Source organism: Paraburkholderia sp. BL9I2N2 (genome assembly GCF_004339745.1).
Taxonomy (GTDB): domain Bacteria; phylum Pseudomonadota; class Gammaproteobacteria; order Burkholderiales; family Burkholderiaceae; genus Paraburkholderia.
In genome coordinates, this window is sequence record NZ_SMGP01000006.1 from 133,436 (window position 1) to 150,402 (window position 16,967).

Here is a 16,967-nt window from a genome sequence, read left to right on the forward strand (position 1 = left end):
GCCCACCATGAAATCCGCTGACCCGCACCTCATTTCCCTGGCGAGCTCGAAGCTCAACCAATCATTCAGGTTTAGCGAGTCCCGGTCCGACCTGTCTTGTCATTACTCACGATTGCCAGCGCAACCTTTCGACGTGTCATCCTGTAAAAGTTGATCTTCCTACGCGCCGTCTGCCATTCAAGCCGGCTTCACGCTCACGTACCCTTTTTCATACGGCCTGTCATGCGCCAGGATTGCCCAGATCGTCCGAGCCATCTTGTTGGCCTGCGCTACGATCGCCACATTCATCGGCCGCCGCGTCCTGATCTGCTCAAGCCACGGCCCTGGCTCCTTCGCGTGGAACAAGACGCTGCGCGCGCCGTGGATCAGCAGCTTGCGCAGATACGTATCGCCTCGCTTACTGATACCCAGCAACTGAATCTTGCCGCCCGAACCCGTTTGTCTTGGGACAAGCCCGATCCAGGCTGCGAACTCACGTCCGGATCGGAACGTCTTCGCATCCCCCATCGTCGCGATCGCCGCGGTCGCCGTCAGTAGACCGACACCCGGTATCGCAGCGATTGCCTTGCACGCCTTGTCCTCTTTCATCCATGCCTGTAGGCGCCGTTCGATTTCGGCGATCTGCTTGTCCAGCTCCGTCAGACCGTTCCACTGCTCACGTAACGTGTCGATCAGGATCTTCGGCAAACGATCAACTAGCTGTTCGAGCACGGCGGGAATCGCCTTGTCCAGCGCAGCTCGCCCCTTGCCCATCACTTCACCGTATTCGGTTAGCAGGCCGCGCAGGCTGTTGATCTGCATCGTGCGGAACTTCACCAGCTGTTCGCGCATCCGATGCAACCCCAGCACCGCCTGCTGTGTTTCCGTCTTCACCGCAACCGACTTGCCCGGCTGCTGCGCCGCCATCCAGATCGCACGCGCATCAGCCGCGTCATTCTTGTTACCCATCACGAACGCCTTGACGAACTTCCCCGGCATCAGCTTCACCTGGTGGCCCATCACGATAAGCTTGCGGGCCCAGTGCTGTGAACCACCACACGCCTCCATCCCAATGAGACACGGCGACCGGTTCGAGAAATGTTCAAGAAACGCTGCACGCTTTACGGGTTTGTTCACGATTTCGCCCGTCTCGGCGTCGATGTAATGGAGCTGCATCACGTTCTTTGCAATGTCCACACCCACTGTCGTAAGCTTCATATTGGACCCTCCGGTTTGCCTGTGAAGACCTTCATGATCTTCCATCTTGGGCACTTTGATGCCGTCGGCCCGTGAGGGTCCACCTTCCTGCTCCCCTTCCACCGCTCACGGGTGGGAGGCGTTCATATCATTTCCCTGGCGTACGTTAGGCTCGGAGCAGCGTCGTGCGATGCGGGTCCCAGACGAGTCCGACCGTATCGCCGACACAGGGCGACAGACCGCGCTCGCAACGGACGCTCAAATGGCTGCCATCGCCCAGCGTCAATTGCACCCGGGTATCGCTACCGATGAACACGATGTCGGAGATCGTGCCGTCCAGAAAGCCGCTCTTCGGCTCAACTAGCCGTGGCGCTTCCGGACGCACCAACAGGCAGTGCTTCGCGCCGGGCGCGGCAGCGCCGGCGTGCGGGACTGGCAACGGCACGCGTCCGCCCGCGGTGAGAAGAATCGCTTCGCCGCTCGGGCCGCGCGCGTGATCGAGCGCGCCTTCGAGCAGATTCGAGTGGCCGATGAAGCCAGCCGCGAAACGGGTAGCCGGTCGATCGTACAGATCGACGGGTGTGCCGACCTGTTCGATGCGTGCCTGGTTCATCAGGCAGATGCGGTCAGACAGCGTCAGCGCTTCGTCCTGATCATGCGTCACGTAGACGAAGGTCGCGCCCAGTTCTTTGTGCAAGCGGCGGATCTCGGCCTGCATGTGTTCGCGCAATTTTTTGTCGAGCGCGCCGAGCGGCTCGTCAAGCAGAATCACCGACGGCCGGTACACAAAGCACCGCGCGAGTGCGATGCGTTGCTGCTGACCGCCGGATAATTCCTTCGGATAGCGTTTCGCGTAGTCGCTCATGCGCACCATCGCAAGTGCGTCGTTGACGGCACGCTTGACGTCTTCGCGTGACGTGCGGCGCATCCGCAATCCGTACGCGACGTTGTCCCACACGCTCATGTGCGGAAATAGCGCGTAACTCTGAAATACCATACCGATGCCGCGCTTGCCCGGCTCCATGTGCGTGACATCGCGGCCGGCTATCTCGATGCGGCCCGCGGTCGGCGCGACGAGACCTGAGATCATCTGCAGCAGCGTGGTCTTGCCCGAGCCCGACGGCCCCAGCAAAGTCAGAAATTCGCCGGCCTGCACGATCAGGTCGCTCGGCTGTAGCGCGACGGTCTCACCGTAGCTTTTTGTAATGCCGATTGTTTCAAGCTTTGCACTCATCGCCGCCCTCTTGAGGAAATGATCCGGCTGTTGAAGCGCTCGGTGGCGTTCTGGCGGTTGCCGACCCACCGTCGTGGGCTAGACGAACGCATGTCGCGCAGATGGTCCGATACACCCGGCAAGGATCGCCGCGCACGCAGCCTGGATCGATTGGAACGACTTCCCGCCGCTCGGGGCGCACGCGAGCGGCGCGACGCCGACTTTCGTAGAAAGCGCCGCGGAGTCCGGTTGAAATCTTGCGTCATACTCAGGTCTCCCGCAAAGGATGAACAGAAATGATCGCCTTCCACTTACCTCGCCCGTTCGCGGAAGAAGGCCTCCATCATTCGCGCCGGTTCGCCGGAGTCGTACGCCTCACGCTGGATGCGTACGCCTGCCTCGATCGCATCGCGGAAAGCCGGCTCTGTCATCTCGCGGAAACGTTGCTTGTCCAGGCGCATCGCAACCGGCGGCTTCGCTGCGAGTTCCGTGGCAATTTCAAGCGCCTTCCCAAACACTTGATCCGCCGGGACGACGTGATGAATCAGGCCGATGCGATGACATTCATCAGCGTCCATCAGGCGGCCGGTCAGTGTCAGTTCGATGGTGCGCGACATGCCAAGCATTCCGCTCATGATCCATGGGCCGGTCGTGCTGGCGATGCCCGCGTTGATCTCCGGCTGACCCATGCGTACGCCGGGATGGCCGACGCGGATGTCGCCGAGCAGCGCCACCTGGAATGCGGAGCCGACGGCCGTGCCGTTCAACGCCATCACCAGGGGCTTCTTCAGGCCACGCAACACCGTGTAGTAATGCTCCCACTCCTTGATCCACGCGACTGCACGTTCGCCGTCAAAGTCGTGTGCTTCGGAAAGGTCCTGGCCGGCCGAAAATGCGCGGTCGCCGGCGCCGGTCATGATGATCGCCGCGACGTCGTCGTCCGCGTCGAAACGCTGCAGTGCGTCGATGATCATTTCGCGCATCGCGGTTGTCCAAGCATTCAGGCGCGCCGGACGATTCAGCGTAATGACCGCGACGCGGCCATGGTTTGAGACAAGAATGTCGTCGCTCATTTGTTCTCTCGTTGACATGGTTGATGATGGTTAGAAGTAGAGTCTTGCGGCAAATGCGTGCAGGGCCGGAGTTGCCCGGTGCTCGCGTGGATGGATTTGCGCGAGCGGTGGACTGGCGGACACGAAACAGATCGTTTTACAGACCAGCCGTGCAGGCCATCGTCGTGGCCTGCTGACGCAAAGCGGGTGCGTGGCCGATCCATCGTTTAGCCGATCAACCAGGTATCGAAACGCTCGGTCACCGCCTCACGATTCTTATCCCACCAGGCGGCGTTCACATTGACTTCCTGTTTGAGATTGTCTGGGGCAGTCGGAAGAATGGCCGAGCGTGCCGGGGAGATGAACTCGAAGGCGCGCCTGTTGGTAGGTCCTGCCGCAACCGAGTTTGCCAGCACAGCCTGTCTGGCCGGATCAGCGCAAAATTTGACGAACGCTTTCGCATATTCGGCACGCGGCGTGCCGCGCGGAATGCCCCAGCCCTCGATCGCGTAGGTCCCCTGGTTCCAGACGATTTCCACCGGCGCACCGTTGTCGATTGCCGTCTGCGCGCGCGAACTCCAGGTGATGACCATATCGGCGTCGCCGGTCTGGAGCAGTTGCGTCGCCTGGGCGCCTGACGTCCACCACACTGCGACGTGCGGCTTGATTCGATCAAGGCTTCGAAATGCGCGATCGACATCCAACGGATAGAGTTTGTCAGCGGGAACACCATCTGCCATCAGCGCCTGCTCTAGCGAATCAAGAGGACTGCGTCGCATCGCCCGACGTCCCGGAAATTTCTGGACATCCCAGAAATCACGCATGGACCGCGGGGCGGAAACGCCATATCGATCCTTCCGATAGCTAAGCACGGTTCCATAGACATTGACGCCCAGCCAATCGGGACGAACTGCCGAAGCGAGCAATCCGGGCATCTCCGCGCCATTGAGCCCGATGGGCTCGAGAAACCCGCGGGATTCCAGTCGGAGCACGTCCGCGGACAACGTCAGTGTTGTGACGTCCCATATATAGTTTTTGGTCTCGACCATCGCGGAGAATTGCGCAAGCGGCTGCGACTCGCGCGCCGCGCTGACAACGCGAATCCCGGTCGCCTTTTCGAACGGGTCATAGAATGCTTTGCGGTAAGCGGGGCTGTAGGGTCCGCCCGGGTCCGTCACGATGATGCGTTTATCCGACTGACCAAACGCCGGCGAAAGCGCTGGCGCGAGCGCTAGTCCGGCGAACGACTGCAGGACTGTCCGGCGTCGCAAATTGCAGGTGCCACTCATGTTCACACCTCTCCAGAAATCCTGACTCGATGCAGATCAGCTGCGAATCGACAGGAACGGTTAAAGGCCACTCTGGTTGCACATCCTGTGCCTTGCTAGCTCCCAACGAAGCGTGGTACGACCTTGTCGCGGAATGCACGTACCGCCTCCCGATAGTCCACGCTCTCCTCGATAGACGCGATCTTCCGATCGATAGCGGAATGCATCTCGGAGACGGAGTCGGAGCAAATCGCATTGACCTGCATCCTGCTGCCTCTGATCGAGAGCGGTGCCTTGTCCAGCATGGGCTGCGCAAAATCGATCGCCGCCTTGATCACGTCCGTCGTTGCCAATGCGTCAAAGAAACCTGCATCACTCGCTGCCGCGGCATCGATAAATTCGGCGCTGTACAACCAGCGTCGCGCGGTTGACGCACCCACCAGATGCACGAGACGCTGGATATGGGCAGTCGGATAAATGAGGCTGAGCTTCGCCGCTGGTATGCAAACTCGCGCCGTGTCGTCGGCAACCCGAAAGTCGCAGCACATCGCCAGGCTGACAGCGCCGCCAACGCAGGCGCCGCGCACGGCCGAGATAACCGGAAAGCGAGCGCGGAGAATGGCGTCGTACGCGTCGCATATCGATACGCGGTGCTTTTCCGCAGCGGCCGGATCGGCTTTCGCCGCGTTGTACGCGACAATGTCGTCGCCCGCGCTGAAATGCTCGCCCGTCCCAGTCAGGATGGCAAGCCGGATCGACGAGTTCCGCTCGAGCAGGTCGAACGACTCCGCAATCGCTTGCCAGGTCGGCTGATTGCACGCATTGCGTTTCTCGGGACGATTGATGCGTACGACCGCAACGCCTGCATGCGGGTATTCAATCACTATTTCAGACATGATTTCCTTCGGTTCGTTAGCAGGCGCTTGCGGTAGCAAACGTCGAATACTCCGCCGCCAGGGCCGGTCCGCTCACGCGGCATGGTCGGGCGTTGCGTTAACGGGGCGCCGTCCGGGTGCCCTTCGTGTCGACTGGATATACGGAGGCTTGCCGATCCCACACCCCTTCTACGGTGCGCGACAGGTCGTTCTTGCGAATGCGTTGCGTCGGCGTCTTGGGAAACTCGGCAATGAATTCGACATATCGAGGAATCTGGAAATACGGCAATCTCGTTTCGGACCACTGAATCAGATCGGCCGGCGGCAAGCTGTGCCCCTCGCGCATGCGAACGAAGAGCTTTAGTTCGTCTTCACCCAGCTCGCTTGGCACGCCCACTAAAGCGGCCTCCTCAATGGCCGGATGCTCCGCGACCACGCGTTCGACTTCCCACGCAGAAATGTTGATCCCTCGGCGACGCAGCATGTCCTTCTTACGGCCGGCGAAATACAGGAAGCCCTCTTTATCCTGTGTCGCGAGATCGCCGGTGCAGAACCACTCGCCGCGCCGTGCGGCCGCGTCGGCTTCCGGGTTCCCGAAGTAACCGAGAAACCCAAGGCTGGGTACTTTCGCGCGGACAGTGATTTCGCCGGTTTCTCCGACGCCCACAGACTTGCCGTCATCATCGGCCAGCATCACGTCGTAATGCGCGAGCGGCTTGCCGATCGAACCGGCCGGACCATCGGGATTCACGGTAACGAACGTGATCAGTTCCGAGAGCCCATAACCCTCGCGCATCGTCACGCCAAAGCGCTGCGCGAATGTCGTCCACAATTCCCGCGGACACCCACCTCCCCACGCGATGCGGACATCGTGTTCGGTATCGTCCGGACGTGCCGGTTGCTTGAGCAGCATCGGTAACACGCTGCCGAGGTAATGGATGTGCGTGACGCGATGACGGCGAACGTCGCTCCAGAAACGCGACGCACTGAACCGTTCCACCATCGCCAGTCGTGTACCTCCAAGCAGCGCGGAAATGATCACGGCCACGCCCGCGCCGTGATGCAGTGATTCCCACAGTAAAAACGTGTCGCCGGGCTCCGCGCCGGTCAGCCGAAGAATGGCAAGGGCGCCGGCCCGCAAGGTTCGATCGGACTTCAGCACGCCTTTGGGCGCGCCCGTGGTACCCGAACTGGGGGTGAGCGCGATGATGGCGTCAGGGCCGCCTGAGGTCGGTCGAGACGCGTGGACGCCAACGGGTTAAGCAGCGACCTGATTCAGATAGTATCGCTGCGTGAATGCTACAGGTGACAGGTAATTGAGACGAGCCTGCGTGCGCTGCCGGTTATAAAACATCTCGATGTATTCGCTGATGGATCGCTTGGCTTCATCGCGCGTGGCGAAGCGTCGATGATAGACCAGCTCGCTTTTTAGCGTGCCCCAAAACGATTCGATCGGCGCGTTGTCAAAGCAGTTTCCTCGTCGACTCATCGACGCCTGCATGCGGAACTGGCCGACGAGATCCTGATAGGCGTGAGCGCAGTATTGGGACCCACGGTCCGTGTGATGGATCAGGCCGGGCGCCGGGCGCTGCGATGCAACCGCACGGAACAGCGCCTGCATTACCAGATGCTTCGTCATGCGCTCGCTCATGGCGTAGCCGACGAGCTCCCCACTAAACAGATCCTTCAGGCCGGCGAGGTACAGCCAGCCCTCGTCAGTCGCGATATACGTGATGTCGCCGCACCAGGCCTGATTCGGCGAGGTTGCAGTGAAATCCTGGTTCAGCAGGTTCGGCGCCACCGGTAGGTCGTGCTTCGAATTGGTCGTCGCCTTGAACTTGCGTTTCTGCCTGCAGCGTAGTCCCAGCTTTTTGCGTAGCCTTTTTATGCGGTGAACACCGAGCCGCACGCCGTGCTCGTCGAGGTGCTTCTGCAAGCGTTCGGGCCCGAAGCTCTCACGCGTGCGCTGATGCGCCGCCAGCACTTCGGCCTCCAGTCTCGGCTCCTGCTGTGCCCGCAACGACGGCGAGCGCTTGCGCCACGCGTAATAGCCGCTCACGGAAACGCCCAGCAGCCGGCACATCGGCGGCACCGGATAGTCCTGTCGCATCTGTTCAATCACGCCGTACTTCACCGCGACTCCCTCGCAAAGTACGTCGCGAATTTTTTTAATAAATCGCGCTCCATTTTAACTTCCGCCAGCTCCCGCTTGACTCGCCCGAGTTCCGCTTCGATCTCCGTCAGCGGCTTTTGATGCTGACCTACACGTTCCAGCTTGCCTGCCTTCGCAGCACGCACCCAGTTTGCCACCGTCTTCATTGATATCGACAGCCGACGCGCAGCCTCCGATACGCCAACGCCCTCGGTCATTGCAAGCTTCACCGCCTCTTCACGGAATTCCTTCGTGTAGACGGCTTTGGGGATTCGACTCATGTATGCCTCCATTCCTCAATTTTACGGAATGTTGGCGTCCACTTTTTCCGGCGGACCTCAGCCATCATCGGCGAACTCACTCCCGGGAGCCTCGGCGAGTCCGTCGAAAGTGGGCTTGCTCCAGAGCACCCGCTGGACTTTCGCCAGTTCTGGCCGAAGCGGTTCAGCATACTCACTATCCGCGATCAGCGCATTCGGCGCCAGATGATCGAACAGGTGCGCGAGCGACGCGCCCTTCAGATGGATGTTGACCGGCACGCGCACAAGCGCCAGTTTGGCGAGCGCGAAGATTGCCACGATATGGTCCGGGTGGCTCGGCAGCATGAGTGCAACGCGATCACCGCGCCGCAGCCCCCGATCACGGAGCAACCCGGCTAGCTGGTCGACGCGCCGATTCAGCTCGCCGATCGAGATGACACTCTCCTTGAAATAGCAATAGACAGCGTCAGGAGCCTCTTGCGCCCGACGTGTAAGCAAAGCAGCGATGGTTTCGTCCGACACCGGCGCGATATCGATATGGGCAGCGTTGGTCATGGAAGGTGAAGACATGGGCCTTTCTGTCGGTTAAGGGCGGTGGGCAGCGCGGCGGACGCCGCCGCGATCGCCGCCGATGACGGCTTTCCTGAACATCGCAAACGTGTCTAAATATTGCATTCCAATATAGACAATTGATATCCAATTTCGTAGAATCCTAGTGCCAACGAAAAACCCCGGATAGTCGGGGTTTATACCTATGTCGACAAGATGTACATGCCAGAAGAAGCAACGCTGACGATGAGCAACATTGAGGGAAGACGCCAGCCGGGCACCGTTCGATCGAGACGAGGCGCGTCTATGTACTCGCGAGTCGGATTTACTTACGATTTGCAGTTCGAAGACACACAAACCCGGAAGCCGTACATCAGTGCGGTCAGGCGGAACAAGCGAAATGGAGCGCGATTTTGACTGGACAAATCCTGGCGGAGGCTGAACTCGACGAGCGCTTGTACGTGGCATCCGTGGCCAAGGCGATGCGCGTCATGGAGTGTTTCGAGCAATCCAACCGGCAACTGTCGATGACTGATATTGCTGCGTCTAGCGGCCTTGGCCGAAGCGCGACGCAGCGCTTCGTCTATACGCTATACAGCCTGGGATATCTGCGCCGCGACCCAGCCTCGAAGCTCTATTCGCTTTCGGCGAAAGTATTCCGCTTCGTTCATGGAATGATTGGAGCCAACGCGGCACTTGAGCGCAGCTACCACGTGTTATCCCAGTTGGCCAAGGAAACGCGGGAGACGGTGTCGTGGGTCGAACTGGACAACGACGAGATTGTGGTCATCGGCAATGTACCGAGCGTTCATCTCGCCTCCATCACCCTATCGGTCGGCAGCCGCTTTGTCGCGTTGCCATCGTCGTCGGGACAGGTATTGCTCTGCCAGCGACCGGCCGCCGAGCTCACCAGGATGGTCGAACGGCTTGACTCACTATCCCGGCTCCGCTTCGGTGAAAAGTCGAGCGAGGACGTCCTTGCGTACCTGGACGATGTGCGGGAAGCGGGTGTCGCGATAACGGAAAAGAGCTTCGACGAAGGTAGCATTTCCATTTCGGCACCGGTCTATGATTACGCTGGCCGCGCTATCGCCGCGATTAACCTCTCCACGCTAACGTCGCGCTATAGCCTCGATGCGGCGAGAACAGAATTGGCGCCGCAGGTTATCGCAGCGGCGCAGGCCGCGTCGGGGGCTTAGTACTACGGCGAAATGACCTCAGGGCACGGGGCGCGCCATGCCCACCTGCGTCTCAAGCGTAACGTGTCTTCTCCGACGGATCAAAACTTATGCCGAACGCCAGCCGTCAGCAGATTCTGCGCCTGCGTGCTCGACGGCGAGAAGCCAAAGATATCCGCATGCGAGCCTTGGCTGGCAAGCCGATACGCCTCATAGACATGGACATCCGTGCGCTTCGACAGGGGATAGTCGAGGCTTAGACTACCCATGTCCCATGTCCGCGCCCCTGCAGCATCATGATAGGTGCCCTGCGTCAGCACGTATCCTGCGCGGAGCACGAGCGCAGGTGTCAGCTTGTACGTGCCGTTCAGATCGACGTTTGTCAGTTGCAGACCCGTGCCATCGAGGTAGTCGTATCGCACCGACGTCACTCCGCCGTTTATCCGAACATGTAGCGGGTTTTTCACGTATTCCGGCCGACCCTCAATACTGCCAAGGCAAAGACAGAATGGCCCGACCGGGCGTTGCAGCCGCACCTGCATTTTGCGGGTCGGAAGCCTGCCCCGAGATCCGTGGGAAAGACGGCATTTAGCTGAAACCTATCGGTTTATTGGCACGCGTAGCTTGCCGGGAAACTGATAGGACCACCGACGTAATGCACGGTTTCCGGATACAGGCAAAGCGCCCTCGATGCAGTTCCGTCCGCGGAGCTCACCTGGATTTCAGACGGCGCCTGTCCCTTTTCGACCCAATTTCGCAGTGCCTGAAACATCTCATCCCGGCCAGCCGCTGGTTGTGGCAATGGCATCTTCGCCGCGTTGATCTGTGCATTGGTAGTCGGATCTATGGAAGCGCTGGTTGCGAAACCGCTGTCGTGCGCAAGCCCTGGAATCAGGAACAGACGGTAGAACGACTGCACGGGCGCTTTCCCACCCATCTGGGTAGCAACGCGCTCGAAATAGTTGATTGATCCTTCCGGGAAAATCTTGTCATCTGCGAGTCCGTGATAAGTGAGGATCTTGCCACCCGCTGCGTGGAAAGCGCCCAAGTCGGGGTCATCGGTGTTGATGTTGCTAAACGAGGGCTGCAGCGCAATGCCTTGCGCGTAAGCATTAGTCAGATCGCTGTACCCGACTTGCTTCCATTTGTTTGCGCCGTTGCCCGTCGCGTTGACAAACGTCGCCTGCGCATAGGCGGGATTTTGCAACTCCAGTGCGACCTGATCGGTTGCGATACTGAAAGGGGTGACACCCGCGAGTGACAACGAGAGACTCGTGCCACGTGTCAGTCCGTACCATAGCTGGTTCGCGGCAAGAGTTGCAGCATTGCCGTTATCGACCGCAGGGTCCGGTACGCTGCCATCCGTCGTCTGTCCATACCAGATCTGGTTGACGACGTGCGCCTCGGTTGCCGTCAGACATGCGCTGTTCGTGCTGGCTCCTGTCACGCCATTGCCGGCCGCTCCCGCACAAAGTACGTTGACATCTCTGTCCGGATCATAGCGGCATTGCATCGGATTGAGCAGATAGCCCAAGCCTATGGCATCGCAGGATTTGACGGCGGCGCCGCTGACGAAAGCGAGCTTCGCTGCCGAGATAGGTGCGCCCAGCGACTGTTGCATGGCAATCTGCGGATAAAGCTCGGCGGTGATGAACTTGCTCCAGTTAAAAGCCGGTGAGCCAGCGAGAATTCCGTCAAAATCCCTAGGATACTTTTGCGCAATCTTGAACCCTTGGCGTCCTCCGGTGGAAAACCCATCCCAATAGGCGTAGGTCTGTGCGCGCCCGTAGTATGCCTTCACAAGCGCCTTGGTCTTGACCGCCATTTCGTGCATGCTTCGCTCAGCGAAGTCCTGCCACAAAACAGCGTTAATAGTCCCATCCGGGTTCATTGCGAACGATCCGTTGTTCAGAATGACATGGCCGTGATCGGACGCGCTCACCACGTACCCTTTATTGACCGCCGCCAGGTAGAGGGACTTCGTTGCCACCTGAGTCGGGTCCGAAACAGCGCCACCCGCCCAACCGCCGCTGCCTGTCGCCCTGATGATGTTGTTCCATACGGAAGCCGTTGGCAGCCAGACCTCAATGCCGATCCCAGCAGAAGTAGACGGTGCCCCCGCTGGTCCAGGATTCCCCGGACCCACGACAAGCTTCACCAGACACACGTCGGTTGCGGCGACTGGCGGAGTCGGTGATGCGGGGGTGTTGGCAAGCTCGTAGGACGATCCGGCCTTGAACTGTTTGACAAAAACAACTGTTGTGTTGGCATCTGGCTTGAAAGCCGTTTTCATGCTGTCGTCACAGGTTAGGAATGCTGATTGCTGCGCCGATGGCGAGATATCGTCGTGACCGCCGCAGCCGGAAATAGATAAACCCAACAAGGTGCCTAACAGCAGACAAAATATAGTCCAGGCGCCCGGTTTTCCTGCACGGCACTTATAAGTCATCTTCCAATCTCCAATGTCTTACGATGCTTATGACAATAGAACACGCAGGGCGCGTTCTTATTTTGCCCACACGGACTCCGTTGCGCGTACGTCGACTAATGCATCTTGGTGCACCATCGATGCGCGAGACAAACATGTTGGTGCATCAATGGACTCGCGGTTTACCCGCTCACTTTTCGGTTAGGACGCACGTGTTCCTCCGGCGATCTGCCCGTTCCGAGCGATCGGTTCGCTTGGTGGCCAGTCGTCCGACGTCTTACGCGGGCTAGTCGAGACGTCCCGCGCCGTCATTTCGCAATCCCAGCCAGACTTCTTTAGCGTCGCAACGGCTAGACGGCAGCCCCGCATTCAACACCAGCGAATACACAGAATGAGCAATTCGCGGCCAAAGTGACGGGCTGAATAACCTGATCGAGCAGGCCCATCGCAACCTCAAGTCCCGAACGAACGTGATTCTCGGCTTCGAACGGTTCAGGAGCGCCGCGACCACGATTTCAGGCATCGAGTTGCTGCAATGCTGTCGGCTTAATACGGTATCCGGATCTATAGGAATACTCGAACATACCGCCTATTTGCACCAGAGCCGCAATTCCCAACGAGCGCTGCTTCCCATCCGGCTTGGGTGCGGAAACGGACACCTATGCCGTTGATGAGGAAGTGTCCGAAATGGGCAAGCATCGTACCCCATTCGCAATTAGTAGCTATGTGCTCGAGCGCAAGGCCTTCGATGATCGCGATAAACCACCTCTTGTGCATCGCAGCATCTATCCATGTAGTGGTAGCTCTTGGGCGCGCTACTAGCGAGCCAAGTTGCCAATCTGCCAGAAACAAGATCCCGCAAGCTATTCCTTTTTCCCACTCAGTCATCTTGCGCCCTAGCTCGCAGTCTTTCCTGGATGTTGCAGAGGCACAGGCCTGGACACAATACTTAGGCCGCGATGGCAACCATCGTCATGCACGACGGCTGGAAGAGCATGCTGAATAAGGATATTACGACCTCGTGGCAATCCCTGTCAGGGTAAGTCTGGACTCGTAGAAGACTCACGGAGATGCGGCAGAAATCTGCTCGCGGCTACGGGATGCTGATCTTCGCGGCGGTTGCAGACCACGACGCTCTGACTCGCCCATGCGTCCGGTGAGCGGAATCAGCGAAAGCTGATGGCTAACATCGTCGTATTGCTTCCATTGGCAATATAGCGAGTCCGAAATTCAATTCAACGAGATCAAACTCTGCTTAGCTAGTTACGTTCTCAGGATCAGGCCGCCTCCCTGCTCAGCCCCGAACGTCCGGCCGCGTTGCTCGACCTAAGGGCACGTGCCTTCGCCGCCGCAGAGTCGGCGTGGCGTTCCTTTACGTGGCCAAAACCCCTGACTGTCTGCGGCAGCCTTGCCAGCTCCAATGCCGTTTTCAGTCCGTCGGTCTTGAGAGATTTTGCGACTTCGCGCATTAGTTCCTCGAACTCGGCGATGGCAGCACGCTCTCGTCGGCGCTCGATCGTATGTCCGAAAGGGTCTACCGGTGTACCCCTGAGAAATCTCGCTTTGGCAAGTACTTTGAACGCTGTCAGCACCCAGGGGCCGTACTGCCTTTTCACGGCATGACCTTCGCTATCTTTTCTCGCCAGTAAAGGGGGCGCCAAATGAAAATTCAGTTTGAAATCGCCTTCAAACTGGTGCTTCAGCCGCACGATAAAATCTGTCGCCGTGTAAAGACGCGCCACTTCGTATTCATCCTTGTAAGCCATCAGCTTGTAGAGGCTTATCGCTACTTCACGAGAGAAGTTATCTCCATGCACGCGGTTAGCTTCCAGCGCAGCAATTTCGCCGACGAACCGCTCATAGCGACGCGCGTAACGCGCGTTCTGATATGCCGTGAGCCGGGCCGTTCGATCGGAGATAATGTTTTCTAGCGTTTGCCGCCGAGGAGGCATTGCCACCGCAATGGCCTTCTCAAACCCGGCCACAGCACGCGTGGAGGCAAGATTGAGAGCAGCTTGGCGTCCCCAGGAAAACGCCGCTTTGTTCATCGCGACTGCAGCGCCGTTCAGTTCGATTGCCTGCAACAGCGAGTTCTCCGTAAGCGGAACGAGGCCTTTCTGCCAGGCATATCCAAGCATGAATACATTTGTCGCCACCGCGTCGCCCATGAGTGCCGTCGCAATGCGGGACGCCTCTATCGCATCGACAGACAGCGTATGGTCCTTGACTTGCGCAAGCAGCCCGTCCGGCGCGGCCTGCCACTGCGGATCGCGTGCAAAGCTGCCGGTCGGTGCGACGTCCGTATTCATGATCGCAACTGTGCGGTCCGGATTGCTCAAGGTTAAAGCGTCCTTACCGGCCGCTACCATCATGTCGCATCCAAGAATTAGATCAGCTTCGCGCGCCGCCACACGGGCAGCATGCAGTTCGTCCGGAGTCTCGGCAATGCGCACATGCGACATGACAGCACCGCCTTTCTGCGCCATGCCCGCCATGTCGAGGACAAGAACACCTTTGCCCTCAATATGCGCGGCCATCCCCATCAGGGCGCCAACTGTGATCACACCGGTGCCTCCGACGCCAGTTACAACTATGTTGTAAGGACGAATCCACTGAGCGATTTCTGGCTGCGGCAGATTCGTTGGAACGGCCAGATCGGCCTTGTTTGCCTTTCGCAGTCGCCCTCCCTCCACCGTAACGAAGCTGGGACAGAATCCCTTAACGCAGGATAGGTCCTTGTTGCAGGAGTTCTGGTCAATCGTTCGCTTACGTCCCAGTTCGGTCTCGATAGGCATGATCGATACGCAGTTCGACTGAACGCCGCAATCTCCGCAACCCTCACACACCTCCTGGTTGATTACGACCCGCCGTGCAGGGTCCACCAGCTTCTTTTGTTTTCTTCTGCGTCTCTTTTCTGCCGCACATGTTTGCGCGTACACGATAACCGTTACACCCTGAACTTCACGAAGCTCGCGCTGCAGCACGTCCATGCTGTCCCGGTGCAGCACGCGGGTTCCCCTGGGGAGCGCGGCCCCAGCAAATTGCTCCGGCTCGTCGCTTACAAGGTGCACCTCCTTCACGCCCTCCGCAGCCACCTGATGAACTATCTGAAGAACGGTGGGACTGCCCTCCACAGGTTGACCACCGGTCATTGCGACGGCGTCGTTATAGAGAATCTTGTAGGTAATGTTGGTACCTGCTGCGATCGCCGCCCGGATCGCCAGCGATCCGGAATGCATGTACGTCCCGTCACCAAGGTTCGCAAAAATATGGCGCGTCGACGTGAACGGGGCCTGACCGATCCACGTGGCGCCCTCTCCGCCCATCTGCGTGAACGTCTCAGTACTTCGGTCCATCCACATTGCCATGAAATGGCAACCGATTCCGGCAACTGCACGACTACCTTCCGGGACCTTCGTGGAAGTGTTGTGAGGACATCCGGAGCAAAAATAAGGCACGCGCTGGGGAAGCGACGGGTCAAATTTCGGACGATCCACGTTCGAGCTGTCGCGCACCAGGTAGGCACGCACGCCGGGCGGCAACTCACTTTCATTGAAAAGACGTGACAGGCGAGCAGCAATCGTTGCAGCGATTGTTGAAGCATTCAGTTCGCCATTGGGTGAAAGCAGGATTCCGGTTTTCGGTACCTGCACCCACTCCCCGGTCTCACTGTACTTGCCAACGACTCGCGGGCGCGAATATGCTGGCTCGTTATACAGTTGCTCCTTGAGCTGATATTCGATGATCTGCCGCTTCTCCTCGACTACGAGAATCTCCGAGAGCCCTTGTGCAAAATGGCGTACGCCCTGTGGTTCGAGCGGCCATGACACTCCAATCTTTAGCAGGCGGATCCCCAACTGACATGCGGCCCCCTCGTCAAGTCCGAGGAGCGCCAATGCTTCCCGTGTGTCAAGATAGCTTTTGCCGGTAGTGACAATCCCAAAACGCGCGTCCGGTGCGCTCCATATCTGCCGGTTGAGCCCGTTCAACCGAACGTATTCGAGTAGCGCATACAGGCGCTCTCGCTGGAGCCGGTTTTCCTGCTCAAGCGGCGCGTCGGGCCAACGCAGGGAAAACCCGTCAGGCGGTACAGGATAGCTATCTGGGATACGAATATCGACTGATTTCGGATCGATATCGACAGACGCCGATGTCTCAATCGTATCTGAGACTGTCTTGAAACCGATCCAACATCCTGAATAGCGCGACATCGCCCAACCATGGAGGCCGAACTCAAGGAACTCGCGTACTCCTGACGGATTCATCACGGGCATCATAGCTGCAATAAACGCGTGCTCGCTTTGATGGGGCAGACTCGACGACTTGCAGCTGTGATCGTCACCCGCAATTACAAGGACGCCACCGTGCTTTGACGTGCCGGCGATGTTTCCATGCTTGAACACGTCACCACTGCGGTCAACGCCGGGACCTTTTCCGTACCAAAGCGAAAAAACCCCATCAACCGTCGCATTGGGGTCGAGGTTGACCATCTGGCTCCCCCAGACGGAGGTCGCAGCCAGTTCTTCGTTCAGTCCAGGCACAAACGTGATGTTATGGGAAGCAAGATGCTTCTTTGCCTTCCACAATTCCTGGTCAACTGCACCAAGCGGAGACCCGCGATATCCAGAGACAAACCCGCCCGTATTCAACCCGAGGGCTTGGTCCCGTGACTTCTGGGCCAGCAGCATCCGCACGAGTGCCTGGGTGCCCGTCATGTACACACGGCCTTGTAGCTTGATGTACTTGTCATCAAGCGAGACCGCCGCCGCGAGGCTGCCGCCGGTCTGAACAGCTTTCTGAACACACGACTCCATCG

The 16,967-nt window shown here is 58.9% G+C and carries 12 protein-coding genes and 2 pseudogenes; 2 read left to right on the plus strand and 12 right to left on the minus strand.

The genetic code is table 11. The annotated features are described in order from the left end of the window. Positions 1-177: 177 nt before the first annotated feature. From B0G74_RS44220 to B0G74_RS44255, 9 genes and pseudogenes are all read right to left on the minus strand, one after another. On the minus strand, positions 178-1,197 hold the full coding sequence (locus B0G74_RS44220; RefSeq protein ID WP_132384432.1) for an IS110 family transposase: 1,020 nt from the start codon (positions 1,195-1,197) through the stop codon (positions 178-180). A gap of 145 nt (positions 1,198-1,342) precedes the next feature. Beyond that, positions 1,343-2,410 carry an ABC transporter ATP-binding protein gene (locus B0G74_RS44225; RefSeq protein ID WP_132384185.1) on the minus strand — a complete coding sequence of 356 codons (1,068 nt, stop codon included), beginning with the start codon at positions 2,408-2,410 and terminating at the stop codon, positions 1,343-1,345. A gap of 290 nt (positions 2,411-2,700) precedes the next feature. Further along, entirely contained in the window at positions 2,701-3,462 is a 762-nt protein-coding gene (locus B0G74_RS44230; RefSeq protein ID WP_132384187.1) for an enoyl-CoA hydratase/isomerase family protein, read from the minus strand. A 206-nt stretch (positions 3,463-3,668) separates the two neighbouring features. Next, on the minus strand, positions 3,669-4,730 hold the full coding sequence (locus B0G74_RS44235; RefSeq protein ID WP_132384189.1) for an ABC transporter substrate-binding protein: 1,062 nt from the start codon (positions 4,728-4,730) through the stop codon (positions 3,669-3,671). Between the two features lie 95 nt (positions 4,731-4,825). Beyond that, complete coding sequence (locus tag B0G74_RS44240; protein WP_132384191.1) at positions 4,826-5,605, minus strand: enoyl-CoA hydratase/isomerase family protein; 780 nt, start codon at positions 5,603-5,605, stop codon at positions 4,826-4,828. Positions 5,606-5,702: 97 nt separating this feature from the next. Then, complete coding sequence (locus B0G74_RS47615; RefSeq protein WP_279388658.1) at positions 5,703-6,068, minus strand: hypothetical protein; 366 nt, start codon at positions 6,066-6,068, stop codon at positions 5,703-5,705. A 153-nt stretch (positions 6,069-6,221) separates the two neighbouring features. Then, positions 6,222-6,800 (minus strand): annotated as a pseudogene (locus B0G74_RS47620) (AMP-binding protein); the annotation flags it as partial. A 42-nt stretch (positions 6,801-6,842) separates the two neighbouring features. Next, a protein-coding gene (locus B0G74_RS44250) for an IS3 family transposase (RefSeq protein WP_132373085.1) occupies positions 6,843-8,017 on the minus strand; the annotation gives its coding sequence in 2 pieces (ribosomal slippage) (positions 6,843-7,747 and positions 7,747-8,017; 1,176 coding nt in all). Positions 8,018-8,074: 57 nt separating this feature from the next. Next, the gene (locus B0G74_RS44255; protein ID WP_165924060.1) at positions 8,075-8,551 is read right to left on the minus strand and encodes a class I adenylate-forming enzyme family protein; all 477 of its coding nucleotides are present in this window, start codon (positions 8,549-8,551) and stop codon (positions 8,075-8,077) included. A 407-nt stretch (positions 8,552-8,958) separates the two neighbouring features. On the opposite strand from B0G74_RS44255, the gene B0G74_RS44260 reads away from it, so the two are divergent. Beyond that, a complete protein-coding gene (locus B0G74_RS44260) occupies positions 8,959-9,744 on the plus strand; it encodes an IclR family transcriptional regulator C-terminal domain-containing protein (protein ID WP_132384197.1) in 786 nt (261 codons plus the stop codon). An 80-nt stretch (positions 9,745-9,824) separates the two neighbouring features. Here B0G74_RS44260 and B0G74_RS44265 read toward each other — a convergent pair whose 3' ends face one another. Next, the gene (locus tag B0G74_RS44265; RefSeq protein WP_165924061.1) at positions 9,825-10,145 is read right to left on the minus strand and encodes a hypothetical protein; all 321 of its coding nucleotides are present in this window, start codon (positions 10,143-10,145) and stop codon (positions 9,825-9,827) included. A 185-nt stretch (positions 10,146-10,330) separates the two neighbouring features. Further along, positions 10,331-12,172 carry a tannase/feruloyl esterase family alpha/beta hydrolase gene (locus tag B0G74_RS44270; protein WP_132384201.1) on the minus strand — a complete coding sequence of 614 codons (1,842 nt, stop codon included), beginning with the start codon at positions 12,170-12,172 and terminating at the stop codon, positions 10,331-10,333. Between the two features lie 398 nt (positions 12,173-12,570). Between B0G74_RS44270 and B0G74_RS47310 the strand changes: the two are divergent. Then, a pseudogene (locus B0G74_RS47310) lies at positions 12,571-12,822 on the plus strand (DDE-type integrase/transposase/recombinase); the annotation flags it as partial. A 606-nt stretch (positions 12,823-13,428) separates the two neighbouring features. Here B0G74_RS47310 and B0G74_RS44280 read toward each other — a convergent pair. Continuing rightward, the gene (locus tag B0G74_RS44280; protein ID WP_132384203.1) at positions 13,429-16,965 is read right to left on the minus strand and encodes an indolepyruvate ferredoxin oxidoreductase family protein; all 3,537 of its coding nucleotides are present in this window, start codon (positions 16,963-16,965) and stop codon (positions 13,429-13,431) included. Positions 16,966-16,967 lie beyond the last annotated feature (2 nt).

Bases quoted from the DNA above. Each gene is read 5' to 3' on its own strand.
- B0G74_RS44220 (WP_132384432.1), bottom strand. From the start codon at position 1,197: ATGAAGCTTACGACAGTGGGTGTGGACATTGCAAAGAACGTGATGCAG.
- B0G74_RS44225 (WP_132384185.1), bottom strand. From the start codon at position 2,410: ATGAGTGCAAAGCTTGAAACAATCGGCATTACAAAAAGCTACGGTGAG.
- B0G74_RS44230 (WP_132384187.1), bottom strand. From the start codon at position 3,462: ATGAGCGACGACATTCTTGTCTCAAACCATGGCCGCGTCGCGGTCATT.
- B0G74_RS44235 (WP_132384189.1), bottom strand. From the start codon at position 4,730: ATGAGTGGCACCTGCAATTTGCGACGCCGGACAGTCCTGCAGTCGTTC.
- B0G74_RS44240 (WP_132384191.1), bottom strand. From the start codon at position 5,605: ATGTCTGAAATAGTGATTGAATACCCGCATGCAGGCGTTGCGGTCGTA.
- B0G74_RS47615 (WP_279388658.1), bottom strand. From the start codon at position 6,068: ATGCTGCGTCGCCGAGGGATCAACATTTCTGCGTGGGAAGTCGAACGC.
- B0G74_RS44255 (WP_165924060.1), bottom strand. From the start codon at position 8,551: ATGACCAACGCTGCCCATATCGATATCGCGCCGGTGTCGGACGAAACC.
- B0G74_RS44270 (WP_132384201.1), bottom strand. From the start codon at position 12,172: ATGACTTATAAGTGCCGTGCAGGAAAACCGGGCGCCTGGACTATATTT.
- B0G74_RS44280 (WP_132384203.1), bottom strand. From the start codon at position 16,965: ATGGAGTCGTGTGTTCAGAAAGCTGTTCAGACCGGCGGCAGCCTCGCG.